This is a genomic window from Novosphingobium sp. SG751A, from assembly GCF_013149295.1.
Classification (GTDB): domain Bacteria; phylum Pseudomonadota; class Alphaproteobacteria; order Sphingomonadales; family Sphingomonadaceae; genus Novosphingobium.
Map to the genome: position 1 here is coordinate 155143 of NZ_JABGCB010000010.1, position 15980 is coordinate 171122.

A 15980-nucleotide genomic window follows, 5' to 3' on the forward strand; every position below is an offset into this window, starting at 1 on the left:
CTTTTCGTCATCGAAAGACCGAAGGGCGATTACGCCTTGGCCATTTCGGCTTCGAGGTTCTGCACGATGGCTTCGAAGAACGCTTCGGTCGTCAGCCAGCCCTGTTCGGGGCCGATGAGCAGCGCGAGGTCCTTGGTCATCTTGCCGCTCTCGACGGTTTCGATGCAGACGCGTTCCAGCGTCTGAGCGAACTTCACCACTTCGGGGGTGTTGTCGAAACGGCCGCGATAGATCAGGCCACGCGTCCATGCGAAGATCGAAGCGATCGGGTTGGTCGAGGTCGCCTTGCCCTGCTGGTGCTGGCGATAGTGACGGGTCACGGTGCCGTGGGCCGCTTCGGCTTCGACGGTCTTGCCATCGGGCGACATCAGAACCGAGGTCATCAGGCCCAGCGAGCCAAAGCCCTGTGCAACGGTGTCCGACTGGACGTCGCCGTCGTAGTTCTTGCAGGCCCAGACGAACTTGCCCGACCACTTGAGTGCCGAGGCCACCATGTCGTCGATCAGGCGGTGTTCGTAGTGGATGCCGGCATCCTTGAACTTTTCAGCGAAACCTTCGGTGGCGAAGACTTCGGCGAACAGGTCCTTGAAGCGGCCATCATACTTCTTGATGATGGTGTTCTTGGTGGACAGATACACCGGCCAACCCAGCGCGAGGCCATAGTTGAACGAGGCGCGGGCGAAATCGCGGATCGAATCGTCAAGGTTGTACATCGCCATGGCGACGCCCGACGAGGGGAAGTTGAACACTTCGCGGTCGATCACTTCGCCGTTTTCGCCTTCCCAGACGAGGCGCAGCTTGCCCTTGCCGGGAACGAGGAAGTCGGTGGCCTTGTACTGGTCACCAAAGGCGTGACGGCCAACCACGATGGGGTCGGTCCAGCCCGGCACCAGACGGGGCACGTTCGAGATCACGATGGGCTCGCGGAACACAACGCCGCCAAGGATGTTGCGGATCGTGCCGTTGGGGCTCTTCCACATTTCCTTGAGGTTGAATTCTTCAACGCGGGCTTCGTCGGGGGTGATGGTGGCGCACTTCACGCCAACGCCATATTCGCGGATCGCGTTGGCCGAATCGACCGTCACCTGATCGTTGGTCGCGTCACGGTTTTCCACCGACAGGTCGTAATACTTCAGGTCGATGTCGAGATAGGGCAGGATCAGTCGTTCACGGATCCACTGCCAAATGATCTTGGTCATTTCATCGCCGTCGATCTCGACAACGGGGTTGGCTACCTTGATTTTTGCCATGTGCTTTTGTTCCCTGGGGTGGAGTGGCTTGCATTCCCCCTAGCATAGGATTTCCGCCGCGCAAGGGCGGGTTTTCGCATTGGGCGGCGTGGGGTGAGATAGTTTTTGATATTGCGAAGTCATAGCAAATAAACGCCTCTCCACCGCTCTCGCACCCATGGGCAAGGCTATTTTAACGCGGCCGCTCTAGGTTAATCTGGCCGGAGTGCTTGTCTGCCTCCGATGAGGAGCTTTGCATGTCTGCCCTTGATGTCGATGTTATTTTGCGCACCCATAATCGCGCCGACATGCTGCCCGAGGCGGTGGCCTCCTTCTTTGCCGCGGATACGCGTGGGATCAATGCGCGCCTGCTGGTGGTGGACAATGCGTCGAGCGACAATACACAGGCTGTGCTGACGGATCTGCGTGCGCGCTATGGCGATGCTCTGGTGCCGCTCTATGAGGTGCGCCCCGGCCCGCAGCATGCCCTGAATGCGGCGCTTGGGGTGGTGTGCGGCCAGATCGTCGCCTGTTTTGACGATGACGAACGCATCGTACCGGGCTGGCTTCAGGCCATCGCGCGCGAATTTGCCGATCCGGCCACTGATTATATCGCCGGACCCGTGCTGTTTCCTCAGGGCAGTTCCTTGCCGGAATGGCTGCCCGACGGTTTCAACGGCGCGCTGGGCTTCATCGATCATGGGACCCAGCGTCGCCAGTTTGCGCCGGGCTTTCACGGGATGCTGACACAGGGAAATTGCGCGCTGCGGGCAAAAATCTTCGAAGAATTCGGCCCTTATCCCGATTGCTTTAACACGGCCGAGGACCGCTGGCTTAACCAATGGCTGACCGATCAGGGCAAGCGGGGCTTTTATTGCCCTGATTTCGGCGTGACTCATCTGTTGCAGCCGGCGCGCGTGAACCGCGATTATTTCCGCCAATGGGCGCGGCGCGAAGGGCGCGATCTGGCCACTTGCGACACGCTGCTCTCGCGGCCCAACATGCTGGCCCAGCGCTGGTATTGGCGTAAGATTGCGGGCTGCGCGGCGCGACGACTGATGGGTGCGGGGACTTCGGCTGAGCGGTTCCGTGATGAATTGGAACTGCGCGTGGCGGCCAGCTATGCCGCCACCTGTTTAGGCCGCCGAGCGGCGGCCTAAACGCACCATCGCCACTGCGTAAACCCGCGTCGCGACGGCGCTGATCTCGATGGTGGCGGGATGGCGCACCAGAAACAGGCAGGCCAGCCAGCAGGGAATTCCGGTCGCCGACAGTGCAATCAACAGACCCCAGCCAATATCGCTCGCACCCATGCCCAGCCAGTCCTGCGCCACAATCAACGGGATGCCCGCGCCATAGGCTGCCACCGCGCTGCGCCAATAGATATTGAGCAGATCGGCAAAGCGAAAATGCATAAGCCGCGCCAGAAACACCCCATAGATTGCCACCCAAAACAGCCCATAGACGATGCGACTGGCCGCCGCAGCCTCCACCCCGATAAAGCAAGCTACGGTCAGGCAGCCGATGATGATCGCCGTGTCGATCCAGTTCACCCAGATCAGTGTGCGAATACGGCCCAGCAGGATCGGCACATCCATCTGCAACGGCACCGCCACAAACAGCGTTTCAGACAGCGCCGTCCATTTGAGCAAAACCGCCACGCCCGCCCATTTCGGCCCATAAAGCAAATGCACCAGCGGCCCTGCGGCCAGCCCCAGCCCGACCATCGCGGCCCAGTTCACCGCCGTATTGCAGGCGGTCAGGTGCAGATAGGAGGGCGCCAGCGGATCGCCCGCATCACGCTTGCGCGCAAAGGCGGGATAGAACACCGAAGTCAGCCCGCTGGTCACCAGCGTAGATAGCTGGGCCGACAGCGCGGTGGCGCGGCTGAACAGGCCGGTGGCCAGCACGCCCAGCAGACGGGCGACGATCAGGTCCTGGGTGCGCATACCGATGGCGCCGCTGGCGCTGATGAAGAACGAATTGGCGCTGAAGGAAAGCAGGGGGCGCGTCGTGGCCCAATCGCGCGGAAAGCGCGGCACAACCGTGCGAAACCGCATGACGATGCCGGTGCGCAAAAACGCCGCCAGCAGCAGACCCCACGCCATAGAGGCCGGACCAAACCCATGCGCGGCCAGATAGATGCTGAGCAAGCCGCCCGACAAAGAGCTGAGAATATTGGCGAAAAAAAGCGCGCGGAAATTCATCTCACGTGTCAGCAGGCCCACCGGGATCAGCGCAAAGGGATTAACAAAGCTGGCCGCCGCAATAATAAGCGTCAGCTGGATCAGCGTGGGGTCGTGATAGACATGGCTGATAACCGGCGCCAGCGCGCCCAGCACAACCGCCACGGTGCATGCGATGGAAACCGCCACCCCGGCGTATTCGCGCACATGGGCCGGGTCCATCGCCCTTTGCCCTGAGACAAACCGGGTGATCCCGGCATCTTGAAACATCGACACCAGCATCGAGGCGGCCAGCGCCACCGAATAGACGCCAAACTCCGACGGGCTGAGGTAGAGCCGCGAGATGACGACGCTGACGCCAAACTGGATGATAAAGGCCAGATATTGCGAGGCCATGGACCATGCGATGGAAGCACGAATCGACATGGGGCTTAGCTACCGACCGGAATGCAGGATAGGGGAGAGATCATAGTCCCCATGCTCTAGCCATCAGAGGTAAAGATTTACTCCGAAGGCACCGGCGCTTCACGCAAAAGGCGCACACAACAAAAAACCCGCTGGCCTTGCGGCAGCGGGTTTTTGAATGGTGGGCGTAGGAAGGATTGAACTTCCGACCCCTGCGATGTCAACACAGTGCTCTACCACTGAGCTATACGCCCACACTTTCAAGTTCATCCCGGTTGGCGTTGTTGGCGTCCGCCGGGTGTGACGCGGCCTCTAACGGGGGTCTGCGATTAGCGCAAGAGGCTTATGCGAAATATTGCAATTTTTTTGCGTAAGGGCCTGTTTAGACGCTGATTTGGCTGGGCTGGCCAAACACGCGCTGCACTTCGGCCACCAGATCGCGCAGGTGGAAGGGCTTGGAAAGCACCTTGGCCTGGGGCGCTTCGCGGCTTGCCTTAAGGGTTACGGCGGCAAAGCCGGTGATGAAGATCACCTTGGTGTCGGGGCTGACCTCGGCGCAGCGCTGGGCCAGTTCGATGCCGTCCATTTCGGGCATCACGATGTCGGAGAGCAAAAGGTCGAAATGCTCTCGCTCCAGATAGGGCAGCGCCGCCGTGCCGCGATCCACTGCCACCACGTCATAACCAGCGTTTTCCAGCGCGCGGGCCAGATAGGTGCGCATGGCGGCTTCGTCTTCGGCAAGCAGGATTCGGATCATGGCGTTAACTCTCTTTATCGTTGTCTCTTTATATAGCGCAGCCCGGAGCAGAGTTCTTCTGCCATTTCTGCCATGCCCTGTTTTGAAACACTCCTCGGTCGATGTGCTACTTTTGACAGCGGGCCGGGAAAGCCGCACTGTGGGGGATGGACGAAATTCGGGCTGATATGGGCGATTCGGAGGGTGTGATCCGCTGCGATGGTGGCGCGATCCCGGGGCATGACAGCCCTGCGTTTACCATTTCTGCACCGGCAGTGTCCCGTCTGCCGGTGGTGATTGCCGCGCCCCATGGCGGGCGGTGCTATCCGTCTGATCTGCTGGCCCGGATGCGGCATCCCAATATCTCGGCCCTGCGGCTTGAAGATCGCCTTGTTGACCGTCTGGCCGAGGCAGTGGCGCGCGAAACCGGCGCGGCGCTGATGCTGGCCCATGCGCCGCGCGCGATGCTCGATCTGAACCGGGCGGATGATGATGTCGATTGGGATATGCTTGGCCTTGTCGCGCCGGGGCCTGCGCCCGCCAATGGCCGCGCGCGCAGCGGACTGGGGCTGGTGCCGCGGCGCCTGCCGGGTATGGGCGAGATCTGGCGCGGGCGTCTGTCATGGGCCGAGGTTGAGGCGCGAATCGAAGGGATTCACAGGCCCTACCATACCGCTTTGGCCGATCTGGTAGCGCAGGAGCGTGAGCGCTGGGGCGCGGCGCTGTTGATCGACCTGCATTCGATGCCGCCCCTGCCGCGAATCATTGGGCAGGAATCGGCGACCATTGTTGTGGGTGACCGTTTCGGGGCCAGTTGTCATGGCGCGCTGGTAGCGCGGGCTTTTTCGCATTTTGCGGGTGCCGGTGTGCTGGCGGCGCATAATCGGCCCTATGCGGGGGGATTCGCGCTCGATCACCACGCCGCGCCGCGTCGGGGTGTCCATGCCATGCAGTTAGAGGTGGACCGCGCAGCCTACCTCGATTCGCAAATGATCGAAACCGGCGAGGGCTTCGATGCCATGGCGCGGCTCTTGTCCTCGCTGGTCCTTGCTTTGGGCGCCCAGGTAGCGGCCATGGGTGGCCAGCATTCCGCCGAGGCCTGGCCCGAAGCGGCGGAATAAAGGCGCGCGCATCATCGGGGTGGTGCACGATCCATGCTGCACATAAAAAACCACCTCGCGCGATGCGCGAGGTGGCCAAGGTTCAGGGAGGAAGTGCAACCGAAGTTGCACCAATCCAGTCGGGCCATGAGGGAAGCGCCAACCGGATGACTGTGTATTACCCTGACATTTTCGCCGCCGCAAGCATTTAGTGATAAAATGCATCACTCAAAAAAGAAAATGCGACGAATTGAAATTTATCCTTTTTGGTTCATTCAAAACAAAACCCCGCCGGGCGCATAGCCGGGCGGGGTCTGTTTTCATCATGGCCCGCGATGGGCCATGGCGTCACGCGTTCAGGCGACCGGGGCCACCTGCGGCACGACAACCGGGCCGAGGCCCAGCTGAACCTGACGGGCGAAGATTTCGCGCAGCAGGTCGAGGCTGAACAGGTGGGCAAACAGCAGCGGCAGCAGGCCCGACTGGTTCCAGCCGCGCAGCACGTCGCCGCGTACTTCGCGCAGCTTGGCCTGATCAACCATCTGGAAGCCGCGATACACGAAGGGCTGCTCATTGCCTTCCTGCTGGATGGCGACTTCGCCTTCCATCAGCAGGTTGTGCTTCTTCAGCTCTTCAACGAAAGCGGCGGTGCGCATACCGGCTTCTTCGAAGTTTTCGCAGAATTGCAGCATATTCTTGGTGGCTTCGCTGGCGGTTTCGCCATCGAACAGCGGCGCGCCGTCCACTTCTTCGCCCAGCAGATTGGTGGTGGGGTCAAAGCAGAGCGAGAGCTCCTGCGCGTCGGGCGTCAGGCGGGCCAGCATGAAGGGATAGCGACGGACATAGGCCGGCACATAGACTTCCGAGGTCAGCTTGCCTTCGGCATCGACGAAAACGTTCACGCCTTCGTTCAGGCCCATCAGCGCCAGCGGAACCGGCTGATCGCCGCTGGAAAACACGATGGGGAAATGGCGCGCGGCCTGCGGGAATTCCTCAACCGTCAGCGGCACGGCATGCTGGCCAATCAACCAGGTCGCCTTGTCGGTGCTCTGGCTCTTGAAATTGGCATGGTCCCGGCTGTTGAGCGGAACGAGGTCGTTGTAGAACAGCGGCAGGTTGGCGTTCTGCGGCGCGCTGGCCATGAGGTCTCTCCGAAAACTGGGGCGATAATGGCCCCACAAGGTCAATATTCAGATTGCAGGCCATAGGGCGCGGTTTTGCCCAAGGCAAGGCCACCCTGCACGGTTTCAGACCAAGGGCAACAGCTTTCCGGGGTTGAGCAATCCTTTGGGGTCCAGCGCGGATTTGATCGCGCGCATCAGGCCCAGCGAGGCAGGATCGCCAAGACGTTGTAATTCGGCCACTTTCATCTGACCGATGCCATGTTCGGCGCTGAGCGAACCGCCCCATTGGGTGACCAGATCATGAACAAAACGGCTGATCGCCTTGCCATCGGATGCCTCCCATGCGGCGCGTTCGCTGCCCGGCGGAGAGATTACGTGGAAATGCACATTGCCATCGCCCAAGTGCCCAAAAGCCACCGCGTGGACGCCCGGATAGGCTGCTTCGACGCGAGCAATCGCATCGGTGATGAAGTCGGGCATCTTTTCCACCGGCACGGAAATGTCGTGCTGCATCGCGGGGCCCTTGCTGCGCTCTGCCATGGGCACAGTTTCGCGCAGGCCCCAGAAAGCCTCGGCCTGCGATTCGCTGTTGGCTATGGCTGCGTCCTGCAACAGCCCGGCCTCAAACGCCTCGGCCAGCATCGTCTCAACCCGCTCGCCCAGCGTCGGCGCGTCCGCGGCGTTGGCCACCACCTCGATCAGGGCATACCATTCATGCGCGCCCTCCAGCGGGGAGCGCATGTCGGGCGCGTACTCGAACACGGCCTCAAGGCTGGGGTGGGGGATCACCTCGAACCCTTCCAGCGCCTCGCCCACCGCCTTTTCGGCATGGAGCAGCAGCGTGCGTGCGGCTTGAATACTTTCCACCCCGGCCCAGATCACGCGCCGGTCGGCCAGCGCCGGTTCCAGCTTCAGCGTGGCCGCCGTAACGATGCCCAGCGTGCCTTCTGACCCGATGAAAAGCTGTTTCAGGTCGAAGCCGCGATTGTCTTTCTTCAGCGGCGTCAGCGCGGAATAGACCGAGCCATCGGCCAGCACGGCCTCCAGCCCGAGCACCTGTGAACGCATATTGCCGTGGCGCAGCACCTGCGTGCCGCCCGCATTGGTCGAGATCAACCCACCCACTGTGGCCGAACCCTTGCCCCCCAGCGTGAGGGGAAAGCGCAGGCCCACGGCCTCGGCCGCTTCATGCAGATTTTGCAGCACCACACCCGCTCCGCAGGTCACGCGGCGATTTTCCAGATCGATGGGCCCGATGGCATTCATCCGCCGCAGCGAGACCAGCAGCGAGGCTCCGCTGGCGTCCGGCGTTGCCCCGCCGCTCATCCCCGAATTGCCGCCTTGCGGAACCAGCGTCACATTATGTTCGCCGGCCAGCGCCAGCAATTGCGCCAGTTCTCCGCTGTCGGCGGGCGAGGCCAGCCCCATCGCCGCACCGGTGTATCGCCCGCGCCAGTCCGTCAGCCAGGGCGCCAGAAGGTCAGGATCACAAGTCAATCCGCGCGGGCCAAGAAGGGCGGCGGCGGCGGCGAGAAAGGTGTCATTCTGCGTCATGGCCCGCCCTATGCCACAGACCCCGCGTCGCGGCCAGAAGGACGAGGTTAAGCGGCTGTTCAAACAAATGTGATTATGTCACAAGACCGACAAACAGACATGAGGGTTACACGTTTGGCCTGCCCTATGGGCGGGTTGAACCATGCAAATATATGGTCAGGCTTCCCTTTCCGATCCTTTGGCGGCGCATGACTGGCGTCAGCTCCGGCTTGCGCCGGGGGCGTTGGGTGTTTGGGGGAGCTGTGGCCGCGCTGGGTCTTGTCGCTTTACTTCATGGTGAGTCTCCCGCCGGGGCCGCGCCTCTGGTCGATACGGGCGAGAAAGTATGGCATGCCATGCAAGGGCACGGGCTTGATCTGGATGATGATTACAAGCAGGTGCGCATTCAGCAGCAGTTTTCGATCCGCATTTCGCCGGGCCCCCCGGTGCCCCCGCCGGTCTTTGTGATCGAAAACGATCAGGAAGACCGGTCGACCCGGCTGGAAGAGCGCAACATGGGCAAATGCCTGCCTGCCTCCTCCATCGTCAGTGTGCAGAGCGCACCGCGCAACCGTCTGCTGTTCTTTCTGCGCGATTCGCGCGTGGTCACGGCGGGGCTGGATAAATCATGCCATGCCCATGATTTTTATTCCGGTTTCTATGTTGAGCGCAACGCCGATGGCCAGATCTGCATTGAGCGTGACAAGATCCACGCGCGCTCTGGCGCCAATTGCCTGATTCACGATTTACACGCTCTGGTCGAAGTTCCGGCGCGCCGTTAAGGCTGTTTCGGGCGATTTTCTTGACTTTCTCTATGATTTGGCGCTAATGCCCCGACACCCGCGCCGCCTTGCCCGCCAAGGCGGCGGTTTTGCGCATCCGGCCACGGGTAGGACGGATGCCCCCACTTGCGGAAACACCCCAAACCCATGAGTTTCGCCGATCTCGGCCTTTCCGACGAATTGCTGCAAAGCGTTACCGCTGCTGGCTATGACACGCCCACGCCGATTCAGGCGCAGGCGATCCCTTCCGTGCTGATGATGCGCGATCTTATCGGTATTGCGCAAACAGGCACGGGTAAAACCGCCAGTTTCGTGCTGCCGATGATCGACATTCTGGCCCATGGCCGCCGTCGTGCGCTGATGCCGCGCTCGCTCATTCTTGAGCCGACGCGCGAGTTGGCAGCGCAGGTGGCCGAGAATTTCGAGAAATATGGCAAAAACCATGATCTCAAGATGGCGCTGCTGATCGGCGGCGTACAGATGGGCGATCAGGTCAAGGCCCTGTCCGAGGGCGTCGATGTGCTGATCGCCACGCCGGGCCGGTTGATGGACCTGTTCGAGCGGGGCAAGATCCTGCTTACGGGCTGCAACCTGCTGGTGATCGACGAAGCGGACCGTATGCTCGACATGGGGTTCATCCCCGATATCGAGACGATCTGCTCCAAGCTGCCGGCCCAGCGCCAGACTTTGCTGTTTTCCGCGACGATGCCGCCGCCGATCAAGAAACTGGCCGACAGGTTTCTGAGCAACCCGAAATATATCGAGGTTGCCCGTCCGGCCAGCAACAACACCAGCATTGCCCAGCACAAGGTGAAATGCGGCCCGAAGCAGAAGCGTGAAGTGTTGCGCCACCTGCTGCGTCACGACAACGTGACCACGGCCATCATCTTTGCCAACAAGAAGACGACTGTGCGCGAATTGGCCAAGAGCCTGAAGCGCCACGGTTTTGCCGCAGGCGAAATCCATGGAGACATGGACCAGTCGAGCCGTATTGCCGAACTGGACCGGTTCAAGGACGGATCGATCAACATCCTTTGCGCTTCGGACGTGGCCGCGCGCGGGCTGGATGTGAAGGGCGTTTCGCATGTCTTCAACTTTGACACGCCGTGGCATCCCGATGATTATGTCCACCGCATCGGCCGTACCGGTCGCGGCGGGGCCACGGGCCGCGCCTTCACGATCTATTGCGACGCTGATCTGGAAGCGATCCAGAATGTCGAGAAGCTGACCGGGGGGGCGATCCCGGAAATCAAGCTGGAGATCGATCCGAAGGTTGAGAAGGCCGAGGATAAGGCCGAGAAAGCCGCGCATAAGCCCCGCGATCGCAAGGCGCCGGAACGCGCGGCGCGCGAAGAGCGGGCCGCTCGCGAAGAACGTCCGCGCCGTGAGGAACGTCCCCAGCGTGAAGAACGAGCTCCTCGCGAGGAACGCGCCGTTCGCGAGGAACGCGCCCCTCGCCGGGAGCATCGTCAGGAAGAGCGCAGCCGTGGCCGCTGGCGCGACAATGATCCGCCGTCAAAGCCGGGCGAATGGAATGGGCCGATTCCCGAATTCCTGGGTGTTTCCGCTCTTTAAGGGTTGATCAAAGGGCTGCGTGCTTCGGCGCGGGGCCCTTTGCCTTTACCGCTTTTGCGGAACGGACCAAACGAACCTGCCATTATAGGCTCCTTGGACCGGGAGGCCTTGAGCATTTCGTGCCGGATCAAAGATCATGAACTCGCGGGCGTAGGTGCATGTCGCCTTGTCCAGTTCATCTGATCCGCTGGACTTGGTGACGGTGCAGTTGGCAGGCTTGCCATCTACGCGAATTGCCATCTGATAATAGACGGCGCCTTCCACGCCTTTGACAAGCGCGGCTCTTGGGTAATCGAAGGCGCCGTTGATTGCTTTCAGCTTGGGGGCTTGCCCGGTTTGCGGTGCAGCAGCGGCGGATGAGTCTTGCGTTGCTGTTTCAACCGGGGGTGCAGCCTGAACGGCCAGCAAAAGCGCAAACAGCATATGCTCCCTTATCTCCGACTGCTGCCCCTCGGCAGCAAGCGCACCGGCACGCGCTTCTTTTCGCCTGGCGTTCCGGCGATGACCGACAGTAACCGGTCCACCAGAACTTCGCCCGCCGTCTGGAAATCCGGCTCGACCGAGGAGAGGGGCGGGGCGGAATGCGCGCCCGCGCGGATGCCGTCAAAACCGATCAGGCCGACTTGTTCTGGCACCGAAATCCCCTGTTCGCGCAGCACCCGCAGCGCGCCCAGCGCCATTTCATCGCAGCAGGCAAAGATCGCATCGAAGGGCACGCCCGAACGGATCAGTTCGACCGCCGCGCGGCGCCCCTGTTCATCGCGGCTCATGCCTTCCTCAAAGGTGATCAGGTGCGGCTCCATACCCTGTTCACGCAGCAATTCGGCATAGCCCTCATAGCGCTCCTTGAACTGGCGCTGAGCCGAGGTTTTTGAGGCGATGCAAACGATGTTGCGATAGCCCGAATCGATCAGATGCTGGGTTGCCATCCGCGCGCCGCCGATATTGTCCGACCGCACCCAGTCGAGGTCCTCATGCGGGCTGCCCCAGCAGACCAGATGCGCGCCCTCGGCGGCGATGGAGTGGAAGTAATCCCACGCATCCCAGTTCTCGCTGGTGCCGATGACGATCAGCCCGTCGGCCTTGCGCTGTTCCTGATACAGGCCCCACAGGTGGTCCGACGCGCCCTGAAACGAGACGATCGTTTCATGTCGCCGCCGCGAGGCTGCCGCACAAACGCTGCCCAAAAGCGCAAAGTGGAAGGGATTGAAGTTCTTGATATCTTCATCCGGGCGGCAGATCACCACCACAGCCAGAGTGCCCGTCCGGCCCGTGCGCAGGCGGGCGGCATTCTCGTCCACATGATAGTTCAGCTTGGCGGCGGCGGCGGCCACGCGCGCGCGGGTCGCCTCGCTGACTACCGGGTCTCCGGCCAGCGCGCGGCTGACCGTGGACTGGCTGACGCCTGCCTCGGCAGCCACATCGAAAGACGTGACGCGGTAGCGCTTCTTGGCCTTGGAGGCGTCGATCAGCGCTTCGGCCTCGTCGGTCGAATGAAGCTTAGCGGTTTTGTGGCGATCATCTTCCCCCATGGCGGCGGTCTTGGCCCTCTTTGCTATCACTTGTCCAGAGGCCATTGGGCCACACGGTCGATTTCACCCCCGCGCAATAATCTGAGGCGCGAGCAGCATCAACAGTTTCACGTCAATCGCCATGCCTTCGGCGCGGCGGGCGGCGACAAAAGCGCCAATATCGGAAAGGGGCACGCGGTGTGTAATGATCTCTTCGTCATCCACCCCGCCGCCGGGGCCGACCTTGGTCAATCCATGGGCGCGCAGCAGGGTAAAGCTCTCGGTGACCATGCCGGGCGAGGAGTAGAATTCGCCCACCACCTCCATGCGCGCGGCATCATAGCCGGTTTCCTCGATCAGCTCGCGCCGGGCGGCATCGGTGGCCACTTCATCGGCGTTGTCGTCAGAATCGCCAACCAAACCGGCGGGCAATTCGAGGCAGGTCCGCTTCAACGGCACGCGAAATTGTTCGACCAGCAGGACATGATCCTCTTCGTCGATGGCCAGAATGACGGCGGCGCGGATGTTGCGGGCGCGGCTGACATATTCCCAGTTGCCGCGCTGCTTGGTTGCGATGAACCGCCCCTGCCAGACCACCTGCTCCTCGCTCTCGCGCCAGGTCTGGACAATCTTTTCCTTGGTCATCAAAGGCTCCGTTGCAACGTCTTGTCGGCTAACCACCGCTTGGGGCAAAGTGCAAGGCATCAGGTTGAACGCGCAAGCATAAGGGCCTGATAGGCGGTTGTGGTTAACATCGCCCTGTGGCAATTCTGGGTCAGGCAAAAGAGGGAAGGGGCATCATGCTTCAGGAATTCAAGACCTTTATCGCGCGCGGCAATGTGCTGGATCTGGCGGTCGGTGTGATCATCGGCGGCGCTTTCGGCAAGATCGTTTCTTCCTTGACCGATGATGTGTTGATGCCGGTGATCGGCAAGGTCACGGGCGGCATCGATTTTTCGTCCAAATTCGTCCTGCTGGGCGATATTCCGGCCAGCTATACCGGATCGCCCACCGACTATGCCGCGCTGAAGAAGGCGGGCGTGGCGATGCTGGGCTATGGCAGCTTTGTCACCGCGATCATCAATTTCCTTATCATGGCCTTCGTGATCTTCCTGATCGTCAAAGGCGCGAACAAGGCCACCGCCAAGCCCGCCGCCCCCGAGGCCCCGGCCGCGCCCGCAGGCCCTACCGAGGTCGAACTGCTGGCCGAAATCCGCGATGCCCTGAAGGCTCGTTGAAACAGGCTCGTTGAAACAGGCGCGCTAAGGTCCGCGATCATGAACAAGGGGGCTGCCGGGGAAATCCGGGCGGCCCCCTTTTCTTTTGCAAAATTGCGCCTATATCACCCCTCGTCGGTTTCGACCGGCTATGGTGATAAATTGCGGCGTGCAATAGATGCAGCGGACCCGGGGGCGGTACCCGGCGGCTCCACCATCACTACCCGAATTTGTTTCGGGGCCTCGTTGTCGCGAGGGTGTTGATGGGGCCGAACTAGGATCGACGTGTGTTGAAAAGCGCTGTTTTTGCCCGGGCTGAGTAACCTGTAAAAGGCTCAAAACTCATAAGTGCCAACGACAACGAAGCACTTGCTCTGGCTGCGTAATTCTAGGCCTTAACGGGCTGAAGTTACAAACCTAGAACACGGTTGAACCCACCGGGTAACAGAAGGGAATTCGGGGGCCCGGGGCGGGCCTAGCAACAGAACCGCCCCACCGATTACAGGCCGCCCTCTCGCTGGGCCCGCCCGCAGCAAGGGCGCGGAGCCTAGCAACAGAATTTCCTCACCTTATCCTCGACATTTTGACAGAATGCGCCGGAAAGCGCATGAGCGCGCGATGCAATTCGCCCAATTCGATGTCGCCGCCTTTCTCAACGCCAATTGGCAAAAGCGCCCGCTGCTGATCCGCAATCCGTGGAAGGAGTGGGCCAATCCGCTTGAGCCCGACGAACTGGCGGGCCTGGCCTGCGAGGAGGGCGTCGAATCGCGGCTGATCACGCATAATGGCGGCACACTGGCGCTGGAACGCGGCCCCTTTGCCGAGGAACGCTTTGACACGCTGAGCAAGGAGCCCTGGACGCTGCTGGTGCAGGCGGTCGATCATTATGTGCCCGATGTGGCCGCGCTGATCGAGCCGTTTCGTTTTGTGCCCGATTGGCGGATCGACGATGTGATGGTGTCCTATGCCAATGATGGCGGGGGCGTGGGGCCACATTTCGATCAATATGATGTGTTTTTGATTCAGGGCCTTGGCTGCCGCCGCTGGCGCGTTGGCCCGGTGTGCGATGCGCAGACGCCGCTGGTCCCGCATGATGATCTGCGCCTGATCGAAGATTTCGAGGCGACCGACGATTTTGTGCTGGAGCCGGGCGACATTCTCTATGTCCCACCTGGTTTCGCCCATGATGGCGTGGCGCTGGGCGATGACTGCATGACCTATTCGGTAGGCTTTCGCGCGCCCTCGCGGGCCGAGTTGGCCGAGGCATGGACTGCGCATCAGGTCGATGCCATGGCCGAGGATGACCGCTATGCTGACCCGGACCTGAGCCGCCAGCCCCATCCGGGCGAGATTACCGCCGAAGCGTTGGACCGACTCCATGGCATGGTGCTGGCCTCGCTCGCGGACCGCGATGCCTTTGCCCGCTGGTTCGGCCATTATAACAGTCTGTCCAAATATTCCGAAACCGATTGGCGCCCGGAAGAGCAGATGGAGACCGAAGAGGTCTCCGTGATGCTGGCCGAGGGCCATGCGCTACATCGCAATCCGGCGCATCGCTTTGCCTTTATCGCGGCGGGGGAGGGCGTGCTGCTCTTCGTCGATGGCGTCTGTCGCGAATGCCGGGGCGAGACCGCCGAACTGGCGCGCGACCTGTGTGCGGGCGGCGAATGGAGCGGGGCGACGCCCGGCGAAGATGCCTTGGTCCTGCTCACGGCTCTCATCAATCAAGGTAGTCTTGGTTTTGAGGAAGAGGATTTATGACCCTGATTCTCTTCAACAAACCCTATGGTGTATTGTGCCAGTTCACCCCCGAACCCAATGGCCCGCCGCGCTCGACCTTGGCTGATTTCATCAAGCGCCCCGGCGTATATCCTGCGGGCAGGCTGGACCATGACAGCGAGGGCCTGCTGCTGTTGACCGATGATGGGCGGCTTCAGGCGCGCATCACAGATCCGCGCTATAAGGCGCCCAAGACCTATCTGGTTCAGGTGGAAGGCGAGCCGGACGAGGCGGCGCTGGAGGCTTTGCGGCGGGGTGTGCGGCTGAAAGACGGCATGACCTTGCCCGCCAAGGCCGAGCGGATCGATCCGCCCGATCTGTGGCCGCGCGATCCGCCGGTGCGTTTTCGCAAAACGGTGCCTGATTGCTGGATCGCGCTGACCATTCACGAAGGGCGCAACCGTCAGGTTCGCCGCATGACCGCCGCTGTGGGGTACCCAACCTTGCGGCTGGTGCGCTGGCGCGTGGGGGAATGGTCGCTGGATGGATTAGGGCAGGGAGAGTTCAGAGAGGTTTAGGCTTTTGCGGTTTCCGGCTCAGCCTTGACGGCCTCATGCTTGATGCAGTCTAGGATCTTGGCGCCCGCCATGAAAACTGATCCGGTGCAGGCCAGAAACAGCAGCTTGCCGCCAAAGCCGGGATATTGGCCCAGATAGACCTGTCCGCGCTGAACCGCGCCATTGGCCAGCGCGAAAATCACGAGAAACGCCTCGGGGCGGGTTTTGATGACGAAAAGACGGGCGATTTTCTGCCACATAAGCCAAACCTCTGCTGTGCCGTTCACGATCCTGCTAAATGTCCGT

At 61.5% G+C, this 15980-nt stretch carries 16 protein-coding genes, 1 tRNA gene and 1 other RNA gene; 8 read left to right on the plus strand and 10 right to left on the minus strand.

All coding sequences use genetic code 11. From position 1 onward, the window contains the following. Positions 1 to 29 precede the first annotated feature (29 nt). Positions 30 to 1250: an NADP-dependent isocitrate dehydrogenase gene (locus FHW96_RS15055; RefSeq protein WP_172341401.1), complete on the minus strand. Its 1221-nt coding sequence runs from the start codon at positions 1248 to 1250 to the stop codon at positions 30 to 32. 236 nt (positions 1251 to 1486) lie between these two features. On the opposite strand from FHW96_RS15055, the gene FHW96_RS15060 reads away from it, so the two are divergent. Further along, positions 1487 to 2389: a glycosyltransferase family 2 protein gene (locus FHW96_RS15060; protein ID WP_172341402.1), complete on the plus strand. Its 903-nt coding sequence runs from the start codon at positions 1487 to 1489 to the stop codon at positions 2387 to 2389. Here FHW96_RS15060 and FHW96_RS15065 read toward each other — a convergent pair. The 3 genes from FHW96_RS15065 to cpdR all read right to left on the minus strand — a co-directional run bounded on the left by FHW96_RS15065 (position 2366) and on the right by cpdR (position 4577). After that, positions 2366 to 3841: an oligosaccharide flippase family protein gene (locus FHW96_RS15065; RefSeq protein WP_172341403.1), complete on the minus strand. Its 1476-nt coding sequence runs from the start codon at positions 3839 to 3841 to the stop codon at positions 2366 to 2368. The two genes, FHW96_RS15060 and FHW96_RS15065, sit on opposite strands and share 24 nt — an antisense overlap. A gap of 158 nt (positions 3842 to 3999) precedes the next feature. Beyond that, positions 4000 to 4074 (minus strand) — tRNA-Val (locus FHW96_RS15070). A gap of 128 nt (positions 4075 to 4202) precedes the next feature. After that, positions 4203 to 4577 (minus strand): cell cycle two-component system response regulator CpdR, encoded by a 375-nt coding sequence (gene cpdR, locus FHW96_RS15075; protein ID WP_168604570.1) that lies wholly within the window; start codon positions 4575 to 4577, stop codon positions 4203 to 4205. A 146-nt stretch (positions 4578 to 4723) separates the two neighbouring features. On the opposite strand from cpdR, the gene FHW96_RS15080 reads away from it, so the two are divergent. Next, positions 4724 to 5677, plus strand: a complete 954-nt coding sequence (locus FHW96_RS15080) for an N-formylglutamate amidohydrolase (protein WP_172341404.1) — start codon at positions 4724 to 4726, stop codon at positions 5675 to 5677. 335 nt (positions 5678 to 6012) lie between these two features. Here FHW96_RS15080 and FHW96_RS15085 read toward each other — a convergent pair whose 3' ends face one another. Both FHW96_RS15085 and FHW96_RS15090 read right to left on the minus strand, forming a co-directional pair. After that, a complete protein-coding gene (locus FHW96_RS15085; RefSeq protein ID WP_172341405.1) occupies positions 6013 to 6798 on the minus strand; it encodes a SapC family protein in 786 nt (261 codons plus the stop codon). Between the two features lie 105 nt (positions 6799 to 6903). Beyond that, entirely contained in the window at positions 6904 to 8334 is a 1431-nt protein-coding gene (locus FHW96_RS15090; protein WP_172341406.1) for an FAD-binding oxidoreductase, read from the minus strand. 188 nt (positions 8335 to 8522) lie between these two features. Here FHW96_RS15090 and FHW96_RS15095 point away from each other — a divergent pair, with 188 nt between their 5' ends. Together FHW96_RS15095 and FHW96_RS15100 are read left to right on the plus strand one after the other, a co-directional pair. Further along, positions 8523 to 9095, plus strand: coding sequence for a hypothetical protein (locus FHW96_RS15095; protein ID WP_172341407.1), 573 nt, complete (start codon positions 8523 to 8525; stop codon positions 9093 to 9095). Positions 9096 to 9242: 147 nt separating this feature from the next. Next, complete coding sequence (locus tag FHW96_RS15100) at positions 9243 to 10670, plus strand: DEAD/DEAH box helicase (RefSeq protein WP_172341408.1); 1428 nt, start codon at positions 9243 to 9245, stop codon at positions 10668 to 10670. Between the two features lie 45 nt (positions 10671 to 10715). Here the strand turns inward: FHW96_RS15100 and FHW96_RS15105 are convergent, their stop codons facing one another. From FHW96_RS15105 to FHW96_RS15115, 3 genes are all read right to left on the minus strand, one after another. Beyond that, positions 10716 to 11093, minus strand: a complete 378-nt coding sequence (locus FHW96_RS15105; protein ID WP_172341409.1) for a TonB family protein — start codon at positions 11091 to 11093, stop codon at positions 10716 to 10718. Positions 11094 to 11101: 8 nt separating this feature from the next. Next, a complete protein-coding gene (locus FHW96_RS15110; protein ID WP_172341410.1) occupies positions 11102 to 12202 on the minus strand; it encodes a LacI family DNA-binding transcriptional regulator in 1101 nt (366 codons plus the stop codon). 63 nt (positions 12203 to 12265) lie between these two features. Then, on the minus strand, positions 12266 to 12826 hold the full coding sequence (locus tag FHW96_RS15115; RefSeq protein ID WP_172341411.1) for an NUDIX hydrolase: 561 nt from the start codon (positions 12824 to 12826) through the stop codon (positions 12266 to 12268). A 155-nt stretch (positions 12827 to 12981) separates the two neighbouring features. Here FHW96_RS15115 and mscL point away from each other — a divergent pair, with 155 nt between their 5' ends. The 4 genes from mscL to FHW96_RS15135 all read left to right on the plus strand — a co-directional run bounded on the left by mscL (position 12982) and on the right by FHW96_RS15135 (position 15695). Further along, positions 12982 to 13419: a large conductance mechanosensitive channel protein MscL gene (mscL, locus tag FHW96_RS15120; RefSeq protein WP_172341412.1), complete on the plus strand. Its 438-nt coding sequence runs from the start codon at positions 12982 to 12984 to the stop codon at positions 13417 to 13419. Between the two features lie 74 nt (positions 13420 to 13493). Further along, positions 13494 to 13895, plus strand: a transfer-messenger RNA (tmRNA) gene (ssrA, locus tag FHW96_RS15125). Positions 13896 to 14016: 121 nt separating this feature from the next. Beyond that, on the plus strand, positions 14017 to 15159 hold the full coding sequence (locus FHW96_RS15130; RefSeq protein ID WP_172341413.1) for a cupin domain-containing protein: 1143 nt from the start codon (positions 14017 to 14019) through the stop codon (positions 15157 to 15159). After that, positions 15156 to 15695, plus strand: a complete 540-nt coding sequence (locus FHW96_RS15135) for an rRNA large subunit pseudouridine synthase E (RefSeq protein ID WP_172341414.1) — start codon at positions 15156 to 15158, stop codon at positions 15693 to 15695. The genes FHW96_RS15130 and FHW96_RS15135 overlap by 4 nt, the downstream gene beginning before the upstream one ends. Here the strand turns inward: FHW96_RS15135 and FHW96_RS15140 are convergent. Beyond that, positions 15692 to 15934, minus strand: a complete 243-nt coding sequence (locus FHW96_RS15140; protein WP_172341415.1) for a hypothetical protein — start codon at positions 15932 to 15934, stop codon at positions 15692 to 15694. The genes FHW96_RS15135 and FHW96_RS15140 overlap by 4 nt on opposite strands. Positions 15935 to 15980 lie beyond the last annotated feature (46 nt).